This is a genomic window from Pseudomonas sp. GW821-FHT01E10 (genome assembly GCF_059422365.1).
Genome location: NZ_JBWKWT010000032.1, coordinates 21302 through 45587 on the forward strand (window position 1 = coordinate 21302; position 24286 = coordinate 45587).

The following is a 24286-nucleotide window of genomic DNA, read 5'->3' on the forward strand; positions in this document are numbered from 1 at the left end:
CATGAGCCATTGGAAAGTGCTGGACCTTACCCCGGACGCGGACGAACGCAGCATCAAACGCGCCTATGCGCGGCTGCTGAAAATCCACCGCCCAGACGAAAACCCCAATCAGTTCCAGCGCCTTCGGGAAGCCTATGAAGCTTCGCTGGCCGAGTCCCGCTGGCGCGCGCAGATTGATGAGGAAGACGTTTATTCCCCGTTAACCGCAAGCGCATCAACCCCGGAATACCATCCGCCCGCGCAAGCCCCTACGTGGGTAATCCCTCAGGATAGCGTCGACATTCCAACCGCCATCAGTCCTCCGGAACCGTCCCTGGAACAGATGCAGCAGTGGTTGGCCGAGGGTAAAGAGCGCCAAGTGCGGGAAGCGCTGTGCCTTTGGCTGGCGAGCGACTGGCTATTGCCCTTCGAGCGCCGCCAGCAGTTCGAGCAAAGCATATTGGATTGGCTCGAGTCCGCCGAAAAATGGTCGCCAGCCTTTTTCGATGGTGTGTGTCAGGTCATGGGTTGGAACGAAACCCAAGGCGATCTGCCGTGCGAGTACTGGCGCTGGGACAGACTGATCCGGCGGTGCGAGGCGCAAGCTTTTGCAGAGACCCTACGCGGCGATCTGGCCAGATTCGACGCCGATAAAATCCATGGGCAGGCAGCCGCCATGCTGTTCAAACCCATGACTGACCGCCGCCGGCGTGAAATGGCCGATTGCTTTAGCAACCTCGACTGGCAACGCTTTGCAGAGCTCGCCCAAGCCATTGAATATCAATACCCCGAAGTGCCTCAACGTCTTGGGCTGCAACCACTCGACAACTGGCGGGATTGGTTGCTGGCCACAAACTATCGAGGGGTTTACCTTTTCCTATGGATGGCGCTGTGTGCTGTTCTTATGGCTTCGGTGCTTACCGGGCCTACGAAGAAAGAAGCGTTCGGCATGGTCATCATGCCACTGATAATGCCGGTATTGATCTGGATGGGCATGAAGGTTTACCACGTTTGGGCCATGGTAGCCGTGGTAGCGGGGCCGTTGGATGTGTTGCTTAGCCGATTGTTACTCCCGCGCCGTTGGTACCGACAAGGCGCTGGGCTCTTGTTGCTCCGCCACATACTCCCCAGTGCAGTGCCCGCAGCCCTGGCGTGCGCATGGTCCGGTGGTGTCCTGTGGCTGCGATGGGTAAGCCCGGTGGTGGTGTTCCTCGGTACGATTTACTTCACAAATGTGGCCCTGAGCGGCGGTAGGGTCTCGATGTGGGCTCGGGCACTACGAGCACTTAAACTGAAGGCCGGGCAACTGCCTTGGCACATGCTGCAACGCGAAGGCCTCGTTGTCGTGATTGCAGTGGCCGTGATGGCGGCTACAGTCTATTTCCGTATGAAAACTGTTGTTTAGCGGACAACACGCAATTTACTGGGCTGTGGATGAAGAGAAGGAAATGAGTGGGGACAGATCCCTCAGGGGCGGATTTATTTGTTTGGTTCGTGCGATGGTTGGAAAATAAATTCGTCCCCTTTTCCCTCTGGTGAAGGCCAGGGTTGGATAGTGGTTTCCGAGCGCAGGAGAGGAGCGCGCCAAGGCTGGCCGCCCCTTCACGGCTTCACACACTGGGCCGGCAAAAAAATAGCGCTTTTGCTCGCCTGTTACGTTCATAGTCAGGTCGAGGAGAACAGCATGAAATCCCGGATCATTGGATTGCGAGTGGCCGGTACCGTCTACGCACTGATGGCCTTGGCGCAACTGGGGCGCCTGATTATTCGCCCCGAGGTTCTCGTTAATGGGTATCCCATGCCCCTGTGGCCAAGCGTGCTCGCCTTGATATTGCTCGTGGTATTGAGCATCTGGATGTGGTCGCTCACACAGTCGCGAGCAGAGTGAGGCTGACTCATCCAGGCCAAACCGCTTCTTGGGCCACTTCGGAGTGATGCTGATGCAGTCATGCTGCGGGTGAACACTCTGGATGATGGATTGGGTGTTCCAGGGAAAAACAACAAAGCCCCGATTATTCGGGGCTTTGTCGTTTGGGTATGCGCAGTTCTCAGATCGTTACCGCACGCTATCCGGCGTTATTGTCTGGCTTGCGGTGACTACGGGTTCTGCGCAATGTGTTTCGGTCCCGCCATGGCCCACCCTATCAGCCCGAACAGCGGCACAAACACGATCACCACGATCCACACCAGTTTGTTGCTCGATTTGCCCTCGGCTTTACGTACCCTGTTGATCGCCACAACTCGATCAGCAAAAGCACTGCCGCGAGCACGATCCAGATCGTTTCGATTTGCATGAGTCACCTCCTGATAGTCATTCAGTTAGGTGAGTGGTGATGGGCGGGGTTCATTAAATTTCGGAGGGAGTGGGGGAAATGGCCGCCGAGTGAGCCGAACTGGGCGCGGCTCTGGATCATTTGTGGAATGCCGATTTCGGGGATGGATAAATTAGTAAGTTTGTTGCTTCAAACCTTAAAAAATATATGCCCGTGGTTTGGGTGTGTCGGGTATGTTCAGCCTTGATCGTGTGCCCGGTTTTACGGCGGCTGCGCCGCCACAGAATCGCGCGTCGACCCGATACCTGTAGGAGCGAGGCTTGCCCGCGAAGGCGGCGTATCAGCCGACAACGATGTTGAATGTCAGCGCGTCTTCGCGGGCAAGCCTCGCTCCTACAATGTTGTGTTCTCTGGAGGTCTGCATGGCCGCTTACAACCTGCGACAGCTCAAGTATTTCGTCACCACCGCCGACTGCGGCAGCGTGGCGGAGGCTTCGCGCAAGCTTTATATCGCGCAGCCGTCGGTGTCGACGGCGATCAAGCACCTTGAAGAAAGCTTTGGTGTGCAGCTGTTTATCCGGCATCACGCCCAGGGTGTTTCGCTGACGCCGAGCGGGTCGCGGTTTTATCGCAAGGCGCTGGAGCTGCTGCGGGTCGCCCATGAGTTTGAACAGAACGCGCTGGCGGACAACGACGTGGTCGCGGGGCAGATCGATATTGGCTGTTTTGAAACGGTGGCGCCGCTGTACCTGCCGCGTTTGATCGCTGGTTTCAAAGAGCGCTGGCCGGGTGTGGAGATCCGTATTCGCGATGGCGAGCAGCAGGAACTGGTGCAGGCACTGACCGCCGGCAGCATTGACCTGGCGATGCTGTTCGAACACGATCTGGACAGCACCATTGAGACAGTGCCGCTGATGCCGCCGCAACAGCCCTACGCCTTGTTGCCGGCGGATCACCGCTTCGCGCAACAGGCGAAAGTGTCGCTGAATGACCTGGTGCTGGAGCCGATGATATTGCTGGACGTGGTGCCGAGCCGGACCTACTTCGTGAGCATCTTTGAAGAGCGCGGACTGACGCCACACATCGTGTTCAGCTCACCTTCGATCGAGATGGTGCGAGGGATGGTCGGGCGCGGTTTTGGCTTTTCGATTCTGGTCACCAAACCGTTTTCCGAATACACCTATGACGGGCAGAAAGTCGTGTGCATACCGCTGGCCGAAACCGTGACCGGTTCGGGTCTGTCGGCGGCATGGTTGAGAAGGTCGCAGCTGACCAAACCGGTGCAGCTGTTCGTGGATTACTGCCAGGAAGAACTGGCCCGACTGTATACCTGAGCGTCGGGCCAACCATCAGCGGCTGATTGATAACAGCATCCGTTGCAGCATTTCATCGCAGCCGTTCAATTGTTCGAGGCTGACAAATTCGTCCGGCTTATGACCCTGATCCATGCTGCCCGGACCGCACACCACTGTCGCAATTCCCGCCGCGTCAAACAGACCGCCCTCGGTGCCAAATGCCACCGTACCGAACTCCCCAGAACCGGAAAATGCCGCGATCAGCTCAGCGGCTTCGCTGTGCGCATCGGTCGCCAAACCGGGATAGGCCGACAATTCACTGAAGCGGATTTCACTCTGATCACTCACGGCGCGCATGCGCGGTAGCACTTGTTGCTCGGCGTAGGTCTGCAATTCCTGCGCAACGAGGCCAGGGTCTTGTGAGGGCAGGGCGCGGATTTCAAAGTCAAAGCGGCAATCGGCGGGGACGATGTTCAAGGCTTTTCCGCCGGAAATTACGCCGGTTTGCACGGTGCTGAACGGCGGATCGAAACGGGCGTCGTGATGCTCCGGTGCCCTGAGCCTGTGGCCAATCCGCCCCAGTTCACCGATCAGTTCGGCGGCGTATTCAATCGCATTGACCCCGAGCGGCGCGTACGCCGAATGGCAGGCTTCGCCATGAATGTCGCAGCGCATCGCCAGCTTGCCCTTGTGGCCGAGCACCGGTTTGAGTTCGGTGGGTTCGCCAATGATGCAGAGCATCGGTTTGACCGGGCGCTGTTCGAGGGCTTTCAAAAGCGAACGAACGCCGAGACAGCCGACTTCCTCATCGTAGGACAGCGCGATGTGCACCGGCAGTCGCAGCGAGGCCTTCACCAGTGACGGCACCAGGGCGAGTACGCAGGCAATGTAGCCTTTCATGTCCGCGCTGCCGCGACCGTACAGTTTGCCGTCACGCTCGGTGAGCTTGAAGGGCGCAACCGTCCATGGCTGACCGTCGACGGGCACCACATCGGTGTGCCCCGACAACACGATACCCGGCTGATCCGCCGGGCCAATGGTGGCGAACAGATTGGCCTTGCTGCGCTCGTCGTTGTAGATCAGTTCGCAAGGTACTTCGAAGCGGGCGAGGTAGTCGCGGACGAACTCGATCAGCTGCAGATTTGATTCGCGGCTGGTGGTGTCGAACGCCACCAAGGCTTCAAGCAAATCGCGGCTGCTGCTCATCGGTCGTCTCCGGCGACACCGTAGCCAGGGGATTTGTCGGGGGCGAGGGCGCGGTCGATGTAGTCCTTGACCTGTGGGCGATAGGCGTCCCACAACTGCTGCAATTTGCCTATCGGATCTTCATCAGCCCAATCGACCCGCAGGTTGATGATCGGCCAGGTCAGTTCGCCGACCACTACAACGGCAGCCGAATGCACCGGCCCGGCTTCACCGCCTGCGACCACCGCCGCTTTCATCGCGGTGAGCAAGCGGTCGGTCAGTTGGCCCTCGCCATGTTCGTACGCCTCGACCATGGCCTCGATCACGGCTCGGTCCGCGAGCATGTTGCCCGCGGCCACGCATTGCTCGCCCGACACGGCATTGTGGTTGCCCAGGGTTTCTGAACCGCTGAAATGCGCAGTGCGGCCGAGGTGGTCAATCGCCGTGATTTGTCGGTATTGGCTGTAGCCGTTGCGGGTCAATGCCTTGTCCAGAGCCTCAGCAGGTGAGAGGCCTTGTTCCATGAGGGCGAGGGTTTCCGGGCCGAGGGATGGCAGGGTGATATTTTGTGTGGAGACCGCGCCGACACCGGGCAATAGCCAGGGGCAGCGGGCGCCGACGGCGATGCTTGAGGAACTGATTGCAATGCCGAACTGACCGGTTTCGAGGCAACGGGCGGCGATGGAGAAGGTCATGGTTTTGCTCCTCGGTTGGCCTTGGCAAAGTTGTTGTCTGTGCGGGCGTCTTCGCGAGCAAGCTTCGCTCCTACAGATGATCAGGGTCGTTCATGAAACAGCGATCTACTGTAGGAGCGAAGCTTGCTCGCGAAAGCCGCGACTCGGTCTACCTGCTTACTCAGGAATCACCGCAATCACATCAATCTCCATCAGCCACTGCGGCTGCCCCAGTGCCGACACCACCAACCCGGTGGAAATCGGAAACACCCCTTTGAGCCACTTGCCCACTTCCCGATAAACCGGCTCGCGGTAACGCGGGTCAATCAAGTAAGTGGTGGTTTTGACGATGTGGCTGAGGTCGCTGCCAGCTTCTTCCAGCAACTGTTTGACGTTGCGCATGGCTTGCTCGGTTTGCGCGCGCGGGTCGCCGAGGCCCACCAGGTTGCCTTCGAAATCGGTGCCGACCTGGCCGCGAACATAAACGGTGTTGCCGGCCCGCACGGCCTGGCACAGGTCATTGTCCAGGCTCTGGTTCGGGTAGGTTTCCTTGGTGTTGAACATGCGAATACGGGTATGGGTTGGCGTGGACATCTGAGGCTCCTGAAGAACTATTCGTTAAGCGCTGACGGTGGTTTTATGCGCGACGGGGGCGGTTTCAGCTTCGCGTTGCAGGGCATCGCGGTAGTCGTGGTATGAGCGCTGGATGGCGATCTGATCAGCCACGTACTTGGCGTCGTGCCAAACACCCCAGATGAACGAAGAGCCGCGACGGGACTGCCACGGCAGGCCGAGGAAATACACCCCAGGCTCGCTCGACACTCCGCGCTGATGCTGCGGCTTGCCGTTGTCGTCGAACGCGTTGACCTTCAGCCAGCTGTAATCCGTGGCAAACCCGGTGGCCCAGATGATCGACGTCACGCCAGCCTTGGCCAGGTCGAGTTCAAGAATCGGGTTAGTGACGCAATCCGGATCCGGGAAGGTATGCCGCGCCTCAGGTTCTTCCGGCAAGTCCAGGCCATTGCGCTCGACGTAGGCGTCGGCGGCATTGAGCAGCGCCAGATAGTTCTCATCGCCGCGTGCCAGGTTGTCGGCAAGGTTGGGCTGGAACGTCGCCACGCTGCCATTGAAGGATTGGGTCAGACCCACCAGCGTCATTCCGCGATGGGCTAGCCCACGGAAGTCCACCGTACGGCCACCATGCGCGCCGCTCACCGCGATGGTCACGTGTTCCCGGCCGGGTTTCATCGCGGCCTGATCCCACTCGCCGAGCACGCCCAGCCACCAGCAGAAATCACGGTTGCGATAGGCGCGAGGAGGGCGATCGTGCGCACCCACCGAGAGGTAAACTTGCTTGCCGGCACTTTGTAATTCATCGGCGATCTGCACCCCGGACGAGCCGGCGCCCACCACCAGCACAGCGCCCTCTGGCAGTTGCTGCGGGTTGCGGTATTCGGCGGAGTGGATCTGGGTGAATGGCTGATCTTTCGGCGCGATCGGCGGAATAACCGGACGCTGGAAAGGCCCGGTGGCGGCCACTACGCGGTTGGCCTTGATCACGCCTTCGGAGGTTTCAATGGTGAAGCCTGGACGACCGACATTGCGCTCGACTTTCTTCACCTCCACGCCGGTGCGGATGGGGGCGTTGAACTTCTTCGCGTAGGCTTCGAAATAATCCGCCACCCGTTCTTTCGGGGCAAAGCTGTCGGGGCTGAGATCGTCGAACTCAAGGCCCGGAAACCGATCGTGCCAGGCCGGGCCGTTGGCCACCAGCGAATCCCAACGACCGCTGCGCCAGCGCTCGGCGATGCGGCTGCGCTCCAGTACAAGGTGAGGCACACCGAGTTTGCTCAGGTGTTCACTCATGGCCACGCCAGCCTGACCGGCGCCCACAATCAGCGTATCTATTTTTGTTTTTTCAGTGGTCATCTCTATACCCATCGAAGTTGGAATCAGGTCGGTTGTGGCCTGCCATTTCTTGGGTCAAGACTAGGGATCACCCCTGGATCGGTAAAATATTATAAAGCTGGCATTTGAATACAAATTACCGATGTAGCACCTGCAAAGATTGCGGGCGTGTTGGAGGCAGCGCGGAAGCCCGTCTCGCGGCGTTAGTATTTTTCCATTTACCCATCATTCCCCTTGAAAATAATCAGTCTAAAAACCCCGACCCAGGCCTCGAACGGTTTGCTATTCTGAGGTTGTAGGTGAAGACGCAGACTGATGCGCAAAGGGATAGCGAGGAGGCGTGGGGCGCGCTCCCAAGGGTACACGGTTAGAAAGATCTCCGCGCTGAGATCCAGCCCTTATGCCGTGTGAGGCAGAACAGCCCAAAGCTAAAAATCCTGTTCTGTGAGAGGCCCGATAAACCTTGTAAGCCAGAGACCAGCGCTGGCCACCTACTCGATTTCCAAAGCCCGCCTTGTGCGGGCTTTTTCGTGTTCGCTGTAGCAGCTGTCGAGCTTGCGAGGCAGCTGCTACGGCGAACGCAGCCTCGCAAGCTGCTACAACGAATGTGCCGCCTGACTGACGTGAGCCGCAAAGCCCGTCTGATCCGCAGCAATCTCATCACGCAATGTGAGTTGCGGAATGTCATACGCCCCTGAATTTTGCGCCCGGAAAGCAATCGGCGCGGTTTCCCAAAGGTCATCCAGCCGTTGGCCGAGCGCCTCACAAGTTGCTGAAAATCTCGCCTCATCCATTCGGCCGGTCCGATAGATCACGAACGGTGGCAGCACGTCGAAGCCGGGGTAGAACAGTACGCCGTGCTGGATCGGGAATAGCACATCGTCGATCGGCCCGTTGATGCCCCGTGGGCTGTAATGAGATTCCCAGCCACCCGTGGTGACGATCAACATCGCCCGTTTGCCCGCCAGCGTGCCTTCCCCGTAACGGTCGCCCCAACGCGCATCGGAGTGTTCCCCTACGCCATAGGCAAAACCATAGGCGTAGACGCGCTCCACCCAGCCTTTGAGGATCGCCGGCATCGAGAACCACCACAGCGGAAACTGCAGGATGACGGTATCGGCCCAGAGCAGTTTTTCCTGTTCGAGAACGATGTCCTGGCGTTGCCGGCCTTCTTTGAAGGCACGCTTGGAGTCTTGCGACGGATCGAACCGTGCGTCGGCAGGCCGGCCGAAACTGTCATCGGCGTCCAGCGAGGCTTTCCAGTCCATCGCATACAAGTCGGAAACCTGTACCTTGTGGCCGGCAGCTTCCAGGCGTTTGACGGCAAAGTCCTTGAGCGAACCGTTTAACGATTTGGGTTCGGGATGGGCGTAAACGAGCAGAACATTCATGGGCTGAGTCTCCGTTGTCAGAAGCCAGCAGAATCAGGCCTTACCCGGTATATTGGAAATGAATAACCAATATGCCAGGTATTGTCATGAATAATCTGCGACGTCTGGACATCAACCTGCTGCTGACGCTTGATGTCCTGCTCTCGGAACACAACGTGACCCGTGCGGCGCAACGTCTGAATCTGTCGCAACCTTCGGTGAGCGTTCATCTCGCCAAATTGAGGGATATTTTCAACGATCCACTATTACTGCCGGGGCCACGGGGCATGCGGCCCACGGCTCGGGCGGATGAGTTGCGCGAGCCGTTGCGCCAGGCCCTGGAAGCCCTGGAGCGCGCGGTGTCGCCCGCCAGCCCTTTCAACCCGGCCGAGGCACGGCAGACGTGGAATGTCATGGCGTCGGACTACGGCGAGTCGACCATCATCTTGCCCGCGTTGGCCGGGCTGCGTTCGGCGGCACCCGGCACGCGTTTGGCGGTGTTTGACCTGATGCCGTCACAACTGGCCAAACAAGCGGAGCAGGGGGCAATCGACCTGGCGTTTCATACCACTGAGGATGCTCCCCCAGGCTTGCGACGTCGTGCATTGTTCACCGAACGCTATGTGTTGGTGGGGCGTACTGGCCATCCGCTGTTGAGAAAGCGACCGACACTCGCGCAGTTCTGCGAACTCGACCACGTCATCGTATCCCGGGATGGCGGAGGCTTTCAGGGTGTCACCGATCAGGCGCTTTCCCAGCTGGGCATGACGCGCCGAGTGGTGCTTTCGCTCCCCCATTTTCTGTTTGTCCCGTCGGTGGTGGAGAGCACCGACATGGTCGCGATGCTGCCAGCTCGCCTGGTTCGCGATACGCACGCTTTGACCATGGTCGAGCCCCCGCTTGAAGTCCCGGGTTACGAGATGTCGATGCTCTGGCCCGAGCGCTGTCACCGCGACCCTGGGCATCAATGGTTGCGTGAGTTCATCGTGAGTGCCTTGTGATGGGTATCAATCAAACACAATCCCTTGTGGGAGCGCCTTGTGTTCATTGAGGTGTTTGGCTAATCTCGCACAAACACGCAAAAACAGGCATAACCATGCAAGCCGAGCATTCCTCCGCCGAACTCCCCCAACTGCGCCGCCAAAAAATCCTGCTGATCCTCGAACGTGACGGCAAGGTCATGGCTTCCGAACTGAGTCAGCATTTCGCCGTGTCCGAAGACACCATTCGCCGGGACCTGTCGGAGCTGGCCAGTGCCGGGCTGGTGCAGCGGGTGCACGGCGGGGCGTTGCCACGGCCCAAGGACACGGGCAAGGATTACTTCACCCGGGTCAGCGAAACCGACGAGGTGAAAACCCGGTTGGCGCAACTTGCCGCGCGCCGGGTCAAAGACGGCCAGATCGTGATGTTCGATTCCGGGAGCACCACGCTGCAGATCGCACGCTCGCTACCCGCTGACATTGTCATCACCGCTGTCACCGCGTCGCCGATGATCGCGATCACGTTGGCCGAATACAAAGGCATCACGGTGATCGTCGCCGGTGGTCAGCTCAACCCTGCGACGATGTCTTCCAGCGGGCATGAAACCCTGCGGTTGATCGAGAGCATCAAGGCCGACCTGGTGTTCACCGGGGTCTGTGCCATTCATCCGGAAGTCGGCCTCAGCTCGCTGCATTTCGATGAAGTGCCGGTGAAGCAGGCGATGCTCGCCAGCGCCTCCCACGTGATTGCCGTGACCACCGCGGACAAACTGGGTGCCGTGGAGCCCTTTGTGGTTGCGCCTTGTGCCCGTGTGCACACGCTGATCACCGAACGTCATGTGGCCTCGGGCAATCTTGAGGACTATCAAAGACTGGGGATCGAGGTGGTGCAGGCAGACGCCTGAGCGTCATCGCGCCCGGCGCTGCATGGGTTACGCTGATAGCAACGACGGGAGGAATGCAGTCATGACTGAGCGTCATATAACCCACTCGGAAACGCTGTCGAACGGATGCACGATTGAGGTCAAAGCCGAGATATTGAGAGACGGTTCGCTGAAGATGTTCATGGGGGTCTATTGGCCGGACGGCTCGGCCATTGTCGAGGACAAGCACCCCTCGCCGCATCTGCTGGACATGGAAGCGGCGATGGAGTGGGCCATCGAAAAAGCCAAAACCATCGGTAACAGCCAGAGAACGCTGTAAGGCCCGGTGATAACGGAATCATTGACCGGCTTGAGGGTCGTAATTATGGGTTTGAACGCACTGCGATCGATTCGCCGCTAGCGTCACCTCATCCCCGTAGTTCTGACCTTTTAGGACGTTAAAATGAAGCGCACCGCGATAATGACCCTGGCCATTGCAAGTACTCTCCTGCTGGGAGGTTGCTTTCCTTACTGGGAAGAGGGAGACAGGTACGATCGGGATCACCGTGAATACCGTCGCGACCATGACCGTGGCTATTATTACCGTGATGATCGTGGGTATGACCGGGATTATGATCGTCGTGATGATCGCCGTCGGCACCGCGACCATGACGACCGAGACGATTGACCTGTCTGCGCCCAGCTCCAGAGCGGCCATCACCGCTCTGATCTCCTGAGGAATAATCATGCGAAGGCTGACTGGGCATATTGTTGCACCCCTCACTCAATGGCTGACGGCGGCAGGTATCGGCCTGACTGCCGTGGTGTTCAATGCACAGGCACAAATCCCACCTCAAGCCACTCAGGAAATAAACAGCTTGCTGGACTTTGTCGAGCACAGTGAATGCCGGTTTGTGCGCAACGGAAGCGAATACGGCGGCCCTCAAGCCCGGGCGCATCTGGAGAAGAAGCTGGAGTACCTTGAAGAACAGGACAGGGTGAACAGCGCCGAAGACTTTATTGAGCTGGCGGCCACCCAAAGCAGCATGAGTGGCCGCGCCTATGAAGTGCGCTGTCCGGCAGGCATACAACCGGCCAACCTCTGGTTGAAGACCGAGCTACAGCGGCAGCGGCAACGTCATTGATGGTGTCTTGATGCGCTAGCGCAGCACAATCAAGCAGCCGCCTTTACGGCGTGCCAAACATCGCCGTCCAGTAAATACCCGCGTCACTCTTCGGGTCCACCGCATAGGCTGCACCCAATTCGCGAAATTGTGGGTTCATCAGGTTGGCGCAATGCCCCGGGCTGGCCAGCCAGCCATCGACCACCTTGCGCACTGTGTCCTGCCCGGCGGCGATGTTCTCACCGACCTGCTGGCCGGCGTACCCCGCCAGTTCAGCCCGATCACCCGGCGTGCGGCCGTCGCGGTCCTTGTGATCGAAAAAGTTATGGTTGGCCATGGCTCGGCTGTGGCCCTCGGCGGCTGATCCCAGCGTGGCGTTCCAGACCAGCGGCGTGGTGGCGGTGAAGGATTGGGTACCGCACTGGCGCGCTTGCGTGCGGGCGCTGTTCATCGCTTCAAGGAGTTTCTGTCCCTCCGCCTGCCAGTCGCCCAAGCGCCCCGTCAACAGCGGGCGCGCCAGCACGATGCGCCACTCGCGGCCCTCCCGGCTGACGCCGATATCGACAAATTGCGGGTCCAGCACCACCCGGCAGAAGCTCTCCTGAATCGCCTTCATCGCGGCGGGCGCATCACGCGGGCCGGACAAGCTGATTGCCTGCACATTAACCATCGGGTACGCCGCGCGGGCCAGTGCCTGCTGCAGGTCGCCGATGCTGTTGGCGGACAGCACCAGGCGCGGATCGCTGGCCAGCGGTGGTAACTCCGAAGACGCCTGTCCGGCACAGCGCTGTACCTGGCTGCGGTAAACGTTGATCGACTCTACCAGCTGTTGTTCATCGGCCGCCGATGCGATGACGCTGAATACCAACCCGAATGACAACACGCCAAGATGCAAAACGGATGACAGGCTGAGCATGTAAATCTCCCTTGAACGATCTGTACCCATGATGCGCGATGTCCCCCCTCCCAATGCAATGCCTTTTCGCGCTCAAATGCAGTTTATTGCCTGCCTGTCGGTATGAATTCCGGCTACTACAATCAACCCAGGTCTGCGATCGTTTCGTTGCTCACGAAGGTTTCAATCAGAAGGGTCGGAACATGCGATTCAAAGGGGTAGCCACCTGCTTCGCAATCAGCCTTCTGTGCGGCCAGGTGTGGGCAACCGACCAGGAGCAAAAAAAGGAAGTGGCCGAAGAAAAGGCGCAGGTTCTGGAGCAGAAAGCGGCAGAGAAGGGTAGCGAAGCTCCGGTGCCCAAATCCGAGGTCATCACCCCCTCCGAAGCGCAGGCGGTCGATCCGGCGGGCACGGCGCCGCTGGAGGATGCCATTACGTGCCTTGCACGCAGTATCTACTGGGAAGCCAAAGGGGTAACTGCTGCCGACATGGAAGGCGTCGCCAGCGTGGTCATGAACCGGCTGGGTCACGAAGGTTTTCCGGATACGGTGTGCGCTGTGGTCAAGCAAGGTTCCGAAAAGCATGCCTGCCAGTTTTCCTGGTGGTGCGACGGGCGTGCGGATCAGGTAAAGGAAGACGACGAATATGCCATCGCCAAGGAGATCGCGCGCAAGGCACTCAACAAGCAACTGACGGACCGCACCCACGGTGCCTTGTATTTCCACGACAGAACGGTGAAACCCGACTGGGCGAAGCAGTACATCAAGACGGGCGAGACCCGGAAGTTTCTGTTCTATAAACCTGGTGGCGGAACGGCAAAGTAGGTGCGAATCGCTTCGCACCATCTGGAGCCAACCCTCTACTGGCCGCTTATGCTACGGGAGGGAAACGCTACGGTGATGGTCAGCCCCTCGCGCTTCCAGTCACGGCGGATTTCGCCGTGAAGCTGGCCATGCACGGTCGCTTTGGCGAGAAGGGTGCCGAACCCGGTGCTGTCGGGCTCCCGGTCAATGAGCGGGCCATTCCTTTCGCTCCAGACCACGGTGAATACCTCCTCACTCTCGCTACAGGCAATATCCAAAAGCCCTTCAGGCAAAGAGAGCGCCCCATATTTCGCGGCGTTGGTTGCAAACTCATGCAACAGCAAAGCGAAGCTGGTGACTGATGCACCGTCAATCGTTATGTCAGGGCCGGTCACGACGGCGCGTGACTGGCTGGTATCCCCGCTATCGGCATAAGGCGCGAGAATGGTTTGAATGAGGGCATGCAATGTCGTTGGCTGCTCGTTACTCAAACCGTGCGGTATGGTCAGGGTATGGGCTCGCGCCAATGCGTTCAGCCGTGCGCAAACGGCGGAGGCGAGTTCACCGGGGGTCGTTGCCGAACGGGCGCTCAGTGAGACCACGCTGTTTGCCAGGGTGAACAGGTTTTTCACCCGGTGATCCATCTCTCTGATGAGCAGGCTCTTTTGTTCTTCCGCCTGTCGTCGCTCAGTGATATCGCGAGCGATTTTGGCCGCTCCGACAATACGGCCTTGCCGATTTCTGATAGGGGAGACGGCGAGAGAGATCTCGACCAGGCTGCCGTCTTTGCGCCGCCGGAGGGTTTCATAGTGTTCGATGCGCTCGCCTCGACGGATGCGCGCCAAAATGCCGGGTTCCTCATCCCGCCGATCCAGGGGGATGAGCATATCAATGGGTTGGCCGACCGCTTCCTCGGCCGTGTAACCGAAGAGTCGCTGGGCGCCAGCGTTCCAGTTGGTAATCGTGCCGTTCAGGTCTTTGGCGATGATCGCGTCGGCGGACGATTCGACCAGCGCGTCATGGATCAGCGCGGCTTTGTCGGCGACGGTCTGGTCAGTCAGATCGATCAGCATGTTAACGGCGCCTATCAGGCTGCCTTCTGCATCGAAGATCGGCGAGGGGCACGCCAGAAAACGAACGCGTGTGCCATCCGGACGCTCGGCGATGGCTTCAATCCCTCTGACAGGACGTTGTTCCTTCAATGCCATGGACATGGGGCATTCATCGTGGGGCAGCGGCGTGCCGTCAGGCCAATAGAGCTTCCAGGAGCCGCAAAAGGCGCTCTCCCCACGCGCCGGGGTCATTCCCCACAGCGCCACCGCTGCACGGTTGTAAAAGGTGATCAGACCCTTGGCATCGGTGGTGTAGATGGCCTCGGGCAGTGCCTCAAGGACATCGCTCAACCCCAGGTCGTGAAGGAACGGGGAGGTTTGCTCGCTACCTTCTGAGGGTGTACAGGTAGGTCCAATAGCGGTGTCGTCCTCATGGACAGGCCCTTGGCTCATTCGCAAACTCCATGCTGGTGGTGCCTTGGCACTCGATTCAGGTGATTCGGGTTGAAACACAGGATATAGCGATGTGGCGAGGTCCCGGAAAGAACCTTGCCTCTAATTAAGGACTATTTTTGGTCGCGCACAAGAATCTTGATCGAAATTCGCTCGCTGCTGCCCGTACATTTTTACGCTTTCTTTACGGTAGGTGTTTTCCCTTGCGAGGATACTTGCCGCGTTTTTTTGAACGTCGACAGGCCTGCAAACTCTCCAGGTCACCTGAACGAACGGCATGACACCCATGGACTAATCTCATTATCAAGCCGTGGGGTTTCATGGCTGAGTTCCAATGTTTACCCGGTAGCCCCGCAAACCCTCTTGCTCGAAGGTGGCATGCCATTTATTTCCTTCAATCTCAGAGAAGCTACCCGTGAGCGAAACAGCGATCCCCGCCCATGAAAACTCCCACGCCAAAACATCAGGAGTGGGCTTGCTCGTCGCCGCGGTCGGCGTGGTTTATGGGGACATTGGTACCAGCCCGCTTTACACCCTCAAGGAAGTGTTCGCCGGCCACTATGGCGTCCAGGCCAATCAGGACGGTGTACTGGGCATTCTGTCGTTGATTTTCTGGTCGCTGATCTGGGTCGTCTCGATCAAGTACGTGCTGTTTATCCTGCGCGCCAACAACCAGGGCGAGGGCGGCATCATGGCCTTGACGGCACTGGCACGCCGGGCCTCGGCGCCTTATCCGAAAATGAGCCGGAACCTGGTGTTGCTCGGGCTGTTTGGCGCGGCACTGTTTTACGGGGACAGTATGATCACCCCGGCCATTTCGGTGCTCTCCGCGGTTGAAGGTCTGCAACTTGCGTTCGAGGGCATCGGGCATTGGGTCGTTCCGCTGTCCGTTATCGTTCTGGTAGCACTGTTCCTGATCCAGAAACATGGCACGGCGCGTATCGGCATCCTGTTCGGCCCGGTCATGGTGCTGTGGTTCGTGGTGTTGGGCATTCTCGGTACATTCGGCATTCTGCAACGCCCGGAAGTGCTGCAAGCGCTCAATCCTGCTTGGGCGGTGCGATTCTTCGTGGTTCATCCGGGCATTGGCATCGCCATTCTGGGCGCCGTGGTATTGGCATTGACCGGTGCTGAAGCGCTGTATGCCGACATGGGCCATTTCGGTCGCAAACCGATTGCCCGTGCCTGGTTCATGCTGGTGCTGCCTGGCCTGGTGCTCAATTACTTTGGCCAGGGGGCGTTGATCCTCGGGAACCCGGAAGCGGTACGCAACCCATTCTATCTATTGGCACCCGACTGGGCGCTGCTGCCGATGGTCGCGCTGTCGACACTGGCCACCATCATCGCCTCCCAGGCGGTGATTTCCGGGGCGTTCTCACTGACTCGCCAGGCTATTCAGCTGGGTTACGTGCCGCGTATGTTTATCCAGCACACCTCCAGTCAGGAGCAGGGGCAGATTTACATCGGCCTCGTGAACTGGGCGCTGATGGTCGGCGTCGTGTTGCTGGTCATCGGCTTCGAGTCGTCCAGTGCGCTGGCAGCGGCGTATGGCGTGGCGGTGACGGGGACCATGTTGATCACGACCATCCTGTCCTCGGCCGTGGTCCTGCTGCTGTGGAAAACACCGCGCTGGCTGGCGATTCCGATGCTGTTGGGTTTTCTCGTGGTCGACAGCCTGTACTTCGCCGCCAACATATCGAAGATCTTCCAGGGTGGTGCGTTCCCGGTAATCGCCGGTATTGCCCTGTTCATTTTGATGACCACCTGGAAGCGCGGCCGCAAGATCATTGTCGAGCGACTGGACGAAACCGCTCTGCCGCTGCCGTTGTTCATCAGTAGCATTCGCGCGCAACCACCCCATCGTGTGCAAGGTACCGCGGTATTTCTGACGGCCAGATCCGATGCAGTTCCCCATGCGCTGTTGCACAACCTGTTGCATAACCAGGTGCTGCACGAGCAGGTGGTGTTGCTCACCGTGGTGTCTGAAGACCGCCCGCGTGTGCCTGCGGATCAGCGGTTCGAGATCGAGTCTTTTGGCGAAGGGTTCTTCCGGGTCAGTCTGCACTTCGGTTTTATAGAGGAGCCCGATGTGCCGCTGGCGTTGAGTCTGTGCCATTTGAAAGAGCTGGATTTCAGTCCGATGCGCACCACCTATTTCCTCAGCCGCGAGACGGTCGTCCCGACCAAGCGTATCGGCATGGCCCGTTGGCGCGAGACCCTGTTCGCGTTCTTGCTGAAGAACGCCAACAGCAACCTCAAATACTTCAATTTGCCGCTCAATCGTGTGATTGAGCTGGGTACGCAGGTTGAGATGTAGCGACTCATCCCTGTGGGAGCGGCGGTGCGCTGCTCCCACAGGTATTGCACCCAATCTTTAGCCTTGAAGTGCTTCCATCAACACTTGCACCAGCTGCCCACCTTGCGGCGAGTTCTGCGATCAGCTGGTTGGTGGTGGTCAGCGTCACGCCGCCCTTATCCATCCGCCGCAGGGCGATGTCATCGGCCATCACACTCCTTCCATGCTGGAAGTCAGCACCACCGGCAATTTCAGAATGCTGGCCGCTTTGGCGAGCATCAGCGCGTTGCGTTTCAGTTCTTCGAACGGGATGGATTTCACCCAGCCCATCGTTCCCACCTGGTGATCGATCAACAGCAGGGCGGCATTGTCGGCACTGAATTTTTCATACGTCATGATGATGCTCCTGGCGGTAGGGTTGCGGCATGGGGCTATCATTGATCAATCCGAGTTCGGGATAAACCGGGTAAAATTTAAATGATTGATCCACTTATGGAGCAATAGCTTTGGAGTTTCTCAACGACATGGCGCTGTTCGTCGAGGTTGTGAAGGCGCGCAGTATCCCGACATCAGCTTCGAGCTCGATCTGACCCCGCGTCAGGTTGATCTGGTGAGTGAGCCGATAGACGTGGTCATCCGCATGGGGGAGCTCGCGAACTCGAACCTGATCGCCCGCAAGCTCGCCAGTTTGCGCCGCGGTCTTTACGCCTCACCCCGTTATCTCGAACAGTACGGCGATCCCGTCCAGCCCTCGGACCTGACTCACCACGAATGTCTGCGTCTGCGCGGAACCCGTGCTGAGCGCTGGATACTTTCCAGCAGTGAAGGGCAGGAGGAGGTTGAGGTGGGCGGTCGATTTGAACTCAACAGTGTGGGAATGATTCGACGTCTGGCGACGCTGGATCTGGGAGTCGCGTTACTGGCCGAAGGCATCGTTGCGCAAGACCTCGCCGATGGCACGCTGCGCAGAGTCTTGCCGCTGTGGCAGGCTTCGCCCGTCTCGGTTTATGCCCTCACCGAGACGCGACTGTTACCGGCGAAAACCCAACGGTTTATCGAGTTTCTGCGTGAGAAATTGCAGGATGCTTAGCGGGTGGTGACTGCCTTTCACTAGGCAAGACCCGCGGGAAAGCGGACGTTCAGCCTTCTCTCTAAAAGACCGCGAACAGAGTTGACGATGAAATTTATGCCCGTGGATTCGATTGTGGGCTTTAATGTCCGTGCTCACTATGCAGCCACGTTAGCTTCGACTCCGTACGAAGGTGGATGCGCCTGACGGCGGATTCAGGTTGCTGTGCACTTGTCCAATCAAGGAAGAAACGACATTGAAAATAGCTTTTTGCGCCCTGTTGTTGACCTGCCTGACTACTCTCGCACTCGCCGATGAGAACCCTGTCGGCTTCCAATCTTCCACACTGGCGGACCCGCACAGTGACCGCTCACTGGAGATGGTCGTTTGGTATCCCAGTGCGACTACCGCCGCCACGCAATTGATCGGCGATGATGTGGTGTTTGTCGGTGCTTCTGCCGTTCGTAACGCGCCGCCCGCTGCTGGCAAGCATCCATTGCTGGTGCTTTCCCACGGATACAGGGGGAACTGGAGCAACCAGATCTGGCTTGCCAGTGCTCTGGCTCATAGGGGGTACATCGTCGCCGCAATCAATCACCCTGGCACCACCACTCATGACCGTAGCCCTCAAGCTGCGGCGCAGTTATGGCAGCGCCCGGTTGATTTACGCCGAGCCATAGATGCGGTCACGACTCAACCAGAAAAATTCGGCTTGGTCGCCAATGACCGAATTGCAGTAGTGGGCCATTCACTCGGCGGCTGGACCGCCCTGGAGATAGCCGGTGCTCGTTTCGATCCAGACCGCTTCGCCCTTGACTGCAAAGCTCACCCGCAGTTAGCGAGTTGCACCGTCTACGAAACGATAAACCCTGCAAGCACCTCAAAATCAAAGGCCGCGTTGGCCGCCGATTTGCGCGATAAACGCGTCTCTGCTGTGGTCACATTGGATCTGGGCCTTTCACGGGGCCTGACCGATGAAAGCCTGGCCGCGTTGCCGGTACCCGCGCTGGTGATCGCTGCCGGTGTACCGTCGCGCGAGCTTCCTGCTGAACTGGAGTCTGCCAACCTGGCCAAACGCTTGCCTGCGGCGTCAAGCCGTTACGTCGAAATCAGCGACGCAAGCCATTTCAGCTTCTTGTCGATGTGCAAACCTGGCGCGCAGAAACTGCTCGAAGACGATGTACCAGGCGATGGCATTATTTGCCTGGATGGCGACGGCGGTCGCTCACGTGGGGTGATTCAGCAGCAGATCACATCGCTGATAGCAGAGTTTCTTCAGTCATCCTACAAAGAAGCAAGTTTGTAAACTCGTGGTGCGGGAACTGCTGCAGCTCAACAAAAAAACCGCTGTAGCAGTTTTGGCGTCCGCGCGATCTGTCAGATCGGTTGGGCAGGGAAGTGGGCTCTGCGGCGGAAGCGGTCGGTCGCGAAGGCTAGGTAGATCAGCTCTCAGCGCAAGTGATTGCGTCCTGACCGGCTTCAGCCGCCAGCTTCAATCGGTCAGCTTTACTAATGTATTTAGTCTTGCTTTTCGGTGCCAGTTTGGCGCTGGCCTTTTTGGCGTTAGCCTTTAATAACTGATTTATTTTTTTACGACGATTCATATTTTCTGCTCGGTTTGTCAGTGCTTGAATGATACCAGCTTAAAATTTCAGGTAAAAATTGATACCGGTGCGGCGGCCTGCGAATTCCACTCCGTCCGCAATGGCCGTTGCGGCGGGAACTTCAGGGTACTGGTCAGGTCAATGGGGGCCCTGTGTCGCAGATGCCGAGCAGTGCTGGTGGCCTGTTTTACGACAGTGCCGTCCGAGATCAGCTGAGTCCGCCCCCTGATGCCAACCAAGATTTCTCTGCCGAGCCTCCTCCTGGCGTTCTGCGTCGTCACGTCGCTTTGTTCGGTTGCTGCCGAGCGAAGGGCGCCCTCGCAAAGCAACAGCGCATCAACCACCCTGATCGAAACCGCATCGCGGCAGTATGGAGATGGCCAGTTGGACCAAGCCGCTGCCACGCTGGAGCGTGCTCTGCATATCCAGCCGAACAATCCCGCGACGCTGCATTATCTCGGTGTGTTGCGTCTTCAGCAGGGGCAGTACCAACAGGCTGAAACGTTGGCGGTGCGCTCGAACATGAGAGTTGGTAGCAACGTAGCGTTACGCAATCGCAACTTCCAATTGATCCAGGCGGCGCAGCAGGCCAACGCATCGAGCACCTCACCCAACGCCAAAGAGGACCAGGTCGCAGTACAGAAGGGGCTCGAAGAGGAGGCCCAAAGGCTCCGCGAAGCAGAAATGGCCGCGGCTGAACAAGCCGCTCCGGATGCTGGGCGCGATGCTGGCAACTTCGCTCGCGCGATGCCCGAAGGAGAATTGCAAGCGGCTTCCGCCGAGCCAGCGCCCGCGTACGATGTAGTTGAGATTCCCCGTGGCCATTGGCCGCCTCCGGGTAAATGCCGAATCTGGTTTCCTGATCGTCCGCCCGGGCATCAGCCCCCACCCGGCAAATGCAAGAAGCTACGGCATCGGGTTCCGTTGGGAGCCTATCTGGTACACGGATGAGTTTCTGAGTGTCTTCTGGCGGGTCGGCGACGGTCCAGCTTCGACCGTCGCGTCACATCAATTGTCAGACTTCCGTCTGTTCCGCCATTCCCAAGGCGTCATCGACCTCTATTCCCAGGCTAGCGACGATAGTAGCGGTGATCGTCCTCGTAGCGGTGCCGCATGGGGCGATCATCGTGGCGCTCCCAATAACGATGGCGTTCAGCTTCTCGACGGGCTTGCTCTCTGCGCCACTGTTCTCTACGCCATTCGTCTCGGCGCCAATCGTCTCTACGATCGTGCCAACGGCCGTCATGCCAGTATCGGTCGTCATGGGCCAGCAAGGGGCCTGGCTGTTTGCCGGCCGTACTGGCCAAGGTTGGCCAAGGGTTACCGGCGGCCTCGACCGGAGCCTGAACGGCTGCCATTTCAGTTGCGAAAACAGGGGTTGAGGTCTTCATTTGTGTTGCTGATGCGGAGCCCATTGCCGCGAACGCGAACAGGCCGAAGAGCACCATCCGTGGGTCATGGAATTTCATGAGCGAAGACAACCTCTGATTGACAATGGACGTGTGGCCATCTGACTGCGGGAAGCCTGCGAGGTCGCGCTTACCGAGGATGTGCCTGTCCACATAGACCGATAAAAAGAGAAAAGTTCTAGGGCACCGCGGCTTAAATAGCCGACGACCTCATTGTTCGGCTTCTTTGAGGTTTGCTATCTGGTGTTGGCTCTGGCTGTTAACTGCCTGCCAAGAACTGTCATAAGCGTCCCATTCAGGCTTGACGGTCGCCTGTTGCTCACGTCCCAGGGCCTGATCCGCGCTTTTTCGCCTCACCTGCCACTTTCGCCACACTCGGCGTGGATCTAAAGTCAGGGGGCGCATCCTCAGGGGACTTCCAGTCATGTACAGCTCGCTTGCCATACCGAGCACCGCTCGCCAATTGCATGACCGGATCTATGCTGGCGAGATCATTCGCTTCACTGACCTGCAGGCCATGACGGCCCTGGTGGAATATACGCGTGCGTTCCTCGAAGACGCGCTGCATCCCTGGTCGCCGCAACAGATCCATCGCCATTTGAGCCACCCTGAGCAGACTGAGCGCTTTGCGAAAATTCAGAACGACTTCGCAGGCTCGGCTGAGGTCCAGCAGCGCTGGCAGGACGTCGTGCAAAGCCTTGGCATCGCCCCCGATACCCTAGCGTGCGATCGCCTGCATTTGCGTTTTCAGCCACATCGCGAGCCGGAGCAGTCGACACCGCGTGCTCGCACGACGGCCACCATCGCGTTTCACCGCGATACCTGGGGGTCGAATATCTATGCACAAACCAACTGGTGGGCGCCCATCTATCCCATCGCGGCAGGGCGTACCGTCGCCTTGTATCCAGGCCTCTGGCAGCGACCGCTGGGTAATTCGAGCGAAGATTTCGATATGCGCGCCATTTTGCAGCGATCCCATCGAGACGGCCGCAATGCCGTGGATGCCGACGAAGCTATTCCACATCTGTTGGAAGCGATCGACCCGCAGGAGGGGATTGCCGTCGATATCGCTCCGGGGAGCCTGATCGCCTTTTCCGGGGCTCATGCCCATGCCGGCGTCGGCAATAGTACGGGGCTGACACGCATCTCTTTCGAGACCCGATCAATACTGATCGCCGACCTGTTGGCCGGATTGGGAGCGCCCAATGTCGATGGTTACGCGCCGTGGAAGACTATCGGACTGTTTCGCCGAATGAACGATGCGCAACGCCTGAACGAGATCCTTGGCTGCGGCTTTATCGAGCCCTATCTGCGGCCAGCAGAGCCCTGACGCTGGCACCGGTAGTCGCTTGGGGAAAGACCGGTGTGCTTGCGGTGAAGCCATTGCCGCGGTCCGGCGATCCGGCAAGTCCGCTCCCACAGAACTAGTGAATCGGACCGCGGTCCGGAAAAGAAACCGCGGCGACCGACCGATCAGGCGGCGGGGAGCAGGCCTTTCTGTTTGGCGACATGAGTCGCCAGTGCGTCCATCAACTCCGGGGACAGGCAGTCATAGGGTTCCAGCCCGATCGAGCGCAAGCGCTCGCGGATAGCCTTCATTTGCGCTGGCGGTGTGCCGGTTTCGATGATGGAGGACACGAACGCCGCGAATCCCGGCGCAGCCCATCCGCGCTGTGGCGAAAGCTCGGTGTGGACGAAGTCCAGGCCATAAAACGCATGGTCCTTGTTCTCGATGCGCCCAAAGAGATGGGCGTGACACTGCTTGCAGGCGTGGCGTTGGATGGTGGCGGATTCGTCGACAATCTCCAGTTTTTCGCCGTGGGCAATGACGCTGACCTTATCTCGAGGCACCACGGCGATAACGGCGAATGTCGCGTTTTTGGGTTTCCAGCATTTGCTGCAGCCGCACGCGTGGTTATACAAAGTTTGTGCGTCGATCTTGACCTCGACCTTGTCGGTCGCACACAGGCATTGCAGGGTGCCACCTGTAAAATTCGCGGCGGCGGGTTGGATACCATTGTCCAGTGAAGGGTGAAGTTGCAAGGTACTCATGCTGGCGTCTCCGTTTCAGGGTGTCGGACAAAAGTGCCTGGGGCCGTGCCCCAGACCCGGTAATTCATCGGAACTCGATGACGGCGCGGATCGATTTGTCTTCATGCATCAGATCGAACCGCGGCGGATTTCGAAAAGGACACAGTGCATAAACGAGTGACCTCCTTCGGTGCGACCGGTTGGTTACCCAGATCAAGAATAGTCTGCAACGGACTACTGGCCGCCAGTCAATTGTGTCCAAAGAATCAGGGACAATTCATAATGCTGTCCATCTCCACTAACACCTCCAAGATCGACACCCATGCCTGAAGAGTTCGAAGTCCCCAGCCCACACGAGCAACACATTGAGCACACCACCCATCATGCGCATGCACAAGGCGACAGCTTTGCCAGCAAGATTGCGGTGATGACAGCCATCATGGCGACCGTCGGCGCCCTGATGAGCTATCAGGCCGGCTCAACGGAGAATGAGGCGGCCATGGACAAAAACAACGCCGCCATCCAGAAAACCGAAGCCGCCAACGAGTGGAATTACTACCAGGCCAAGTCCAGCCGGCAGAACCTGTCGGATCTGGCAAGCCATCTTCCAGGGCTGGATTCCGCCCATTATGTTGCTGAGGCGCGGCGGTACGGGGAACAGAAGGAGGAGGCGCGCAAGAAGGCTGAAGCATTCGAACAACGGGCAAGAGAGTGGGACGAGAAGTCAGAGCAGGTGCTGCATCAGCATCACCGCTGGGCCCAGGCAATGACAGCGATTCAAATAGCTATTTCACTGGCGGCCATTACCTTGCTGACGCGTAAGGAATGGCTCAAGCGGCTCTCGTTTGGGGCCGCGGGTGTTGGCGTCATGTTGGGTTCGCTGGCTTGGCTGCATATCTGAGCGAGGCGCTCGGAAGTTCGCCTGTCGAATGCGACCGCTACTGGTCCAGGCTGTGTGAAAACGTCAGCGTCGATAGGGACGGGGCGTCTCTACGTGAAGTCCGTAGATATTCGGAATCATCT

General features: G+C 58.7%; 24 protein-coding genes and 3 pseudogenes. 15 read left to right on the forward strand and 12 right to left on the reverse strand.

Annotation, left to right across the window (positions count from 1 at the left end; all coding sequences use genetic code 11):
* Position 1 precedes the first annotated feature (1 nt).
* Positions 2 to 1384 (forward strand): J domain-containing protein, encoded by a 1383-nt coding sequence (locus tag AC07V0_RS28860; RefSeq protein WP_495020136.1) that lies wholly within the window; start codon positions 2 to 4, stop codon positions 1382 to 1384.
* Positions 1385 to 1663: 279 nt separating this feature from the next.
* A complete protein-coding gene (locus AC07V0_RS28865) occupies positions 1664 to 1867 on the forward strand; it encodes a hypothetical protein (RefSeq protein ID WP_064618454.1) in 204 nt (67 codons plus the stop codon).
* 209 nt (positions 1868 to 2076) lie between these two features.
* On the opposite strand, the pseudogene AC07V0_RS28870 reads toward AC07V0_RS28865, so the two are convergent.
* Positions 2077 to 2273: pseudogene (locus tag AC07V0_RS28870) on the reverse strand (PLDc N-terminal domain-containing protein).
* A 401-nt stretch (positions 2274 to 2674) separates the two neighbouring features.
* Between AC07V0_RS28870 and AC07V0_RS28875 the strand changes: the two are divergent.
* On the forward strand, positions 2675 to 3586 hold the full coding sequence (locus AC07V0_RS28875) for a LysR family transcriptional regulator (protein WP_019648652.1): 912 nt from the start codon (positions 2675 to 2677) through the stop codon (positions 3584 to 3586).
* A gap of 15 nt (positions 3587 to 3601) precedes the next feature.
* On the opposite strand, the gene argE is transcribed toward AC07V0_RS28875, so the two are convergent.
* The 5 genes from argE to AC07V0_RS28900 form a co-directional block, all read right to left on the reverse strand.
* Complete coding sequence (gene argE / locus AC07V0_RS28880) at positions 3602 to 4753, reverse strand: acetylornithine deacetylase (RefSeq protein ID WP_495020137.1); 1152 nt, start codon at positions 4751 to 4753, stop codon at positions 3602 to 3604.
* Positions 4750 to 5427 carry a DUF1028 domain-containing protein gene (locus AC07V0_RS28885; RefSeq protein ID WP_495020138.1) on the reverse strand — a complete coding sequence of 226 codons (678 nt, stop codon included), beginning with the start codon at positions 5425 to 5427 and terminating at the stop codon, positions 4750 to 4752. Before AC07V0_RS28885 ends, argE begins: the two co-directional genes overlap by 4 nt.
* 156 nt (positions 5428 to 5583) lie before the next feature.
* Positions 5584 to 6000: a RidA family protein gene (locus tag AC07V0_RS28890; RefSeq protein ID WP_018930235.1), complete on the reverse strand. Its 417-nt coding sequence runs from the start codon at positions 5998 to 6000 to the stop codon at positions 5584 to 5586.
* A 24-nt stretch (positions 6001 to 6024) separates the two neighbouring features.
* Positions 6025 to 7335, reverse strand: a complete 1311-nt coding sequence (locus tag AC07V0_RS28895; protein WP_495020139.1) for a flavin-containing monooxygenase — start codon at positions 7333 to 7335, stop codon at positions 6025 to 6027.
* Positions 7336 to 7910: 575 nt separating this feature from the next.
* Complete coding sequence (locus tag AC07V0_RS28900) at positions 7911 to 8705, reverse strand: NAD(P)H-dependent oxidoreductase (RefSeq protein ID WP_495020140.1); 795 nt, start codon at positions 8703 to 8705, stop codon at positions 7911 to 7913.
* An 86-nt stretch (positions 8706 to 8791) separates the two neighbouring features.
* Between AC07V0_RS28900 and AC07V0_RS28905 the strand changes: the two genes are divergently transcribed.
* The 5 genes from AC07V0_RS28905 (at position 8792) to AC07V0_RS28925 (ending at position 11672) form a co-directional block, all read left to right on the forward strand.
* Positions 8792 to 9685 (forward strand): LysR family transcriptional regulator, encoded by an 894-nt coding sequence (locus AC07V0_RS28905; RefSeq protein WP_111453640.1) that lies wholly within the window; start codon positions 8792 to 8794, stop codon positions 9683 to 9685.
* A 95-nt stretch (positions 9686 to 9780) separates the two neighbouring features.
* Entirely contained in the window at positions 9781 to 10569 is a 789-nt protein-coding gene (locus AC07V0_RS28910; RefSeq protein ID WP_495020141.1) for a DeoR/GlpR family DNA-binding transcription regulator, read from the forward strand.
* A gap of 61 nt (positions 10570 to 10630) precedes the next feature.
* Positions 10631 to 10867, forward strand: a complete 237-nt coding sequence (locus AC07V0_RS28915; protein WP_007942075.1) for a hypothetical protein — start codon at positions 10631 to 10633, stop codon at positions 10865 to 10867.
* A 123-nt stretch (positions 10868 to 10990) separates the two neighbouring features.
* A complete protein-coding gene (locus AC07V0_RS28920; protein WP_081626573.1) occupies positions 10991 to 11215 on the forward strand; it encodes a hypothetical protein in 225 nt (74 codons plus the stop codon).
* Positions 11216 to 11273: 58 nt separating this feature from the next.
* Positions 11274 to 11672 (forward strand): YfeK family protein, encoded by a 399-nt coding sequence (locus AC07V0_RS28925; RefSeq protein WP_064618435.1) that lies wholly within the window; start codon positions 11274 to 11276, stop codon positions 11670 to 11672.
* A 43-nt stretch (positions 11673 to 11715) separates the two neighbouring features.
* Here AC07V0_RS28925 and AC07V0_RS28930 read toward each other — a convergent pair whose 3' ends face one another.
* The gene (locus tag AC07V0_RS28930; protein WP_495020142.1) at positions 11716 to 12567 is read right to left on the reverse strand and encodes a CAP domain-containing protein; all 852 of its coding nucleotides are present in this window, start codon (positions 12565 to 12567) and stop codon (positions 11716 to 11718) included.
* Between the two features lie 182 nt (positions 12568 to 12749).
* Between AC07V0_RS28930 and AC07V0_RS28935 the strand changes: the two genes are divergently transcribed.
* Positions 12750 to 13370 (forward strand): cell wall hydrolase, encoded by a 621-nt coding sequence (locus AC07V0_RS28935; protein WP_064618431.1) that lies wholly within the window; start codon positions 12750 to 12752, stop codon positions 13368 to 13370.
* Positions 13371 to 13405: 35 nt separating this feature from the next.
* Here the strand turns inward: AC07V0_RS28935 and AC07V0_RS28940 are convergent, their stop codons facing one another.
* The gene (locus AC07V0_RS28940; RefSeq protein ID WP_495020143.1) at positions 13406 to 14752 is read right to left on the reverse strand and encodes a PAS domain-containing HWE histidine kinase family protein; all 1347 of its coding nucleotides are present in this window, start codon (positions 14750 to 14752) and stop codon (positions 13406 to 13408) included.
* Positions 14753 to 15269: 517 nt separating this feature from the next.
* Between AC07V0_RS28940 and AC07V0_RS28945 the strand changes: the two genes are divergently transcribed.
* Positions 15270 to 17171 (forward strand): potassium transporter Kup, encoded by a 1902-nt coding sequence (locus AC07V0_RS28945; RefSeq protein WP_050563969.1) that lies wholly within the window; start codon positions 15270 to 15272, stop codon positions 17169 to 17171.
* A 57-nt stretch (positions 17172 to 17228) separates the two neighbouring features.
* On the opposite strand, the pseudogene AC07V0_RS28950 reads toward AC07V0_RS28945, so the two are convergent.
* Positions 17229 to 17546 (reverse strand): annotated as a pseudogene (locus AC07V0_RS28950) (hypothetical protein).
* Positions 17547 to 17709: 163 nt separating this feature from the next.
* Between AC07V0_RS28950 and AC07V0_RS28955 the strand changes: the two are divergent.
* Both AC07V0_RS28955 and AC07V0_RS28960 read left to right on the forward strand, forming a co-directional pair.
* A pseudogene (locus AC07V0_RS28955) lies at positions 17710 to 18240 on the forward strand (substrate binding domain-containing protein); the annotation flags it as partial.
* A gap of 235 nt (positions 18241 to 18475) precedes the next feature.
* The gene (locus tag AC07V0_RS28960; RefSeq protein WP_495020144.1) at positions 18476 to 19525 is read left to right on the forward strand and encodes an alpha/beta hydrolase family protein; all 1050 of its coding nucleotides are present in this window, start codon (positions 18476 to 18478) and stop codon (positions 19523 to 19525) included.
* 136 nt (positions 19526 to 19661) lie between these two features.
* Here the strand turns inward: AC07V0_RS28960 and AC07V0_RS28965 are convergent, their stop codons facing one another.
* Entirely contained in the window at positions 19662 to 19823 is a 162-nt protein-coding gene (locus AC07V0_RS28965; RefSeq protein ID WP_064618425.1) for a DUF2986 domain-containing protein, read from the reverse strand.
* 228 nt (positions 19824 to 20051) lie between these two features.
* Here AC07V0_RS28965 and AC07V0_RS28970 point away from each other — a divergent pair, with 228 nt between their 5' ends.
* The gene (locus AC07V0_RS28970; RefSeq protein ID WP_495020145.1) at positions 20052 to 20774 is read left to right on the forward strand and encodes a tetratricopeptide repeat protein; all 723 of its coding nucleotides are present in this window, start codon (positions 20052 to 20054) and stop codon (positions 20772 to 20774) included.
* A gap of 119 nt (positions 20775 to 20893) precedes the next feature.
* Here the strand turns inward: AC07V0_RS28970 and AC07V0_RS28975 are convergent, their stop codons facing one another.
* Positions 20894 to 21292 carry a hypothetical protein gene (locus AC07V0_RS28975; protein WP_237229551.1) on the reverse strand — a complete coding sequence of 133 codons (399 nt, stop codon included), beginning with the start codon at positions 21290 to 21292 and terminating at the stop codon, positions 20894 to 20896.
* A gap of 364 nt (positions 21293 to 21656) precedes the next feature.
* Between AC07V0_RS28975 and AC07V0_RS28980 the strand changes: the two genes are divergently transcribed.
* Positions 21657 to 22562, forward strand: coding sequence for a hypothetical protein (locus AC07V0_RS28980; protein ID WP_495020146.1), 906 nt, complete (start codon positions 21657 to 21659; stop codon positions 22560 to 22562).
* Between the two features lie 143 nt (positions 22563 to 22705).
* On the opposite strand, the gene gfa is transcribed toward AC07V0_RS28980, so the two are convergent.
* The gene (gene gfa / locus AC07V0_RS28985) at positions 22706 to 23284 is read right to left on the reverse strand and encodes an S-(hydroxymethyl)glutathione synthase (protein ID WP_495020147.1); all 579 of its coding nucleotides are present in this window, start codon (positions 23282 to 23284) and stop codon (positions 22706 to 22708) included.
* A 301-nt stretch (positions 23285 to 23585) separates the two neighbouring features.
* On the opposite strand from gfa, the gene AC07V0_RS28990 reads away from it, so the two are divergent.
* Complete coding sequence (locus tag AC07V0_RS28990; protein WP_495020148.1) at positions 23586 to 24164, forward strand: DUF4337 domain-containing protein; 579 nt, start codon at positions 23586 to 23588, stop codon at positions 24162 to 24164.
* Positions 24165 to 24286 lie beyond the last annotated feature (122 nt).

Coding starts and splice junctions, on each gene's coding strand:
- AC07V0_RS28875 (WP_019648652.1), top strand. CDS start 2,675: ATGGCCGCTTACAACCTGCGACAGCTCAAGTATTTCGTCACCACCGCC.
- AC07V0_RS28860 (WP_495020136.1), top strand. CDS start 2: ATGAGCCATTGGAAAGTGCTGGACCTTACCCCGGACGCGGACGAACGC.
- AC07V0_RS28930 (WP_495020142.1), bottom strand. CDS start 12,567: ATGCTCAGCCTGTCATCCGTTTTGCATCTTGGCGTGTTGTCATTCGGG.
- AC07V0_RS28915 (WP_007942075.1), top strand. CDS start 10,631: ATGACTGAGCGTCATATAACCCACTCGGAAACGCTGTCGAACGGATGC.
- AC07V0_RS28980 (WP_495020146.1), top strand. CDS start 21,657: ATGTACAGCTCGCTTGCCATACCGAGCACCGCTCGCCAATTGCATGAC.
- AC07V0_RS28900 (WP_495020140.1), bottom strand. CDS start 8,705: ATGAATGTTCTGCTCGTTTACGCCCATCCCGAACCCAAATCGTTAAAC.
- AC07V0_RS28910 (WP_495020141.1), top strand. CDS start 9,781: ATGCAAGCCGAGCATTCCTCCGCCGAACTCCCCCAACTGCGCCGCCAA.
- argE (WP_495020137.1), bottom strand. CDS start 4,753: ATGAGCAGCAGCCGCGATTTGCTTGAAGCCTTGGTGGCGTTCGACACC.
- AC07V0_RS28865 (WP_064618454.1), top strand. CDS start 1,664: ATGAAATCCCGGATCATTGGATTGCGAGTGGCCGGTACCGTCTACGCA.
- gfa (WP_495020147.1), bottom strand. CDS start 23,284: ATGAGTACCTTGCAACTTCACCCTTCACTGGACAATGGTATCCAACCC.
- AC07V0_RS28975 (WP_237229551.1), bottom strand. CDS start 21,292: ATGAAATTCCATGACCCACGGATGGTGCTCTTCGGCCTGTTCGCGTTC.
- AC07V0_RS28925 (WP_064618435.1), top strand. CDS start 11,274: ATGCGAAGGCTGACTGGGCATATTGTTGCACCCCTCACTCAATGGCTG.
- AC07V0_RS28895 (WP_495020139.1), bottom strand. CDS start 7,335: ATGACCACTGAAAAAACAAAAATAGATACGCTGATTGTGGGCGCCGGT.
- AC07V0_RS28970 (WP_495020145.1), top strand. CDS start 20,052: ATGCCAACCAAGATTTCTCTGCCGAGCCTCCTCCTGGCGTTCTGCGTC.
- AC07V0_RS28990 (WP_495020148.1), top strand. CDS start 23,586: ATGCCTGAAGAGTTCGAAGTCCCCAGCCCACACGAGCAACACATTGAG.
- AC07V0_RS28935 (WP_064618431.1), top strand. CDS start 12,750: ATGCGATTCAAAGGGGTAGCCACCTGCTTCGCAATCAGCCTTCTGTGC.
- AC07V0_RS28965 (WP_064618425.1), bottom strand. CDS start 19,823: ATGAATCGTCGTAAAAAAATAAATCAGTTATTAAAGGCTAACGCCAAA.
- AC07V0_RS28920 (WP_081626573.1), top strand. CDS start 10,991: ATGAAGCGCACCGCGATAATGACCCTGGCCATTGCAAGTACTCTCCTG.
- AC07V0_RS28885 (WP_495020138.1), bottom strand. CDS start 5,427: ATGACCTTCTCCATCGCCGCCCGTTGCCTCGAAACCGGTCAGTTCGGC.
- AC07V0_RS28890 (WP_018930235.1), bottom strand. CDS start 6,000: ATGTCCACGCCAACCCATACCCGTATTCGCATGTTCAACACCAAGGAA.
- AC07V0_RS28905 (WP_111453640.1), top strand. CDS start 8,792: ATGAATAATCTGCGACGTCTGGACATCAACCTGCTGCTGACGCTTGAT.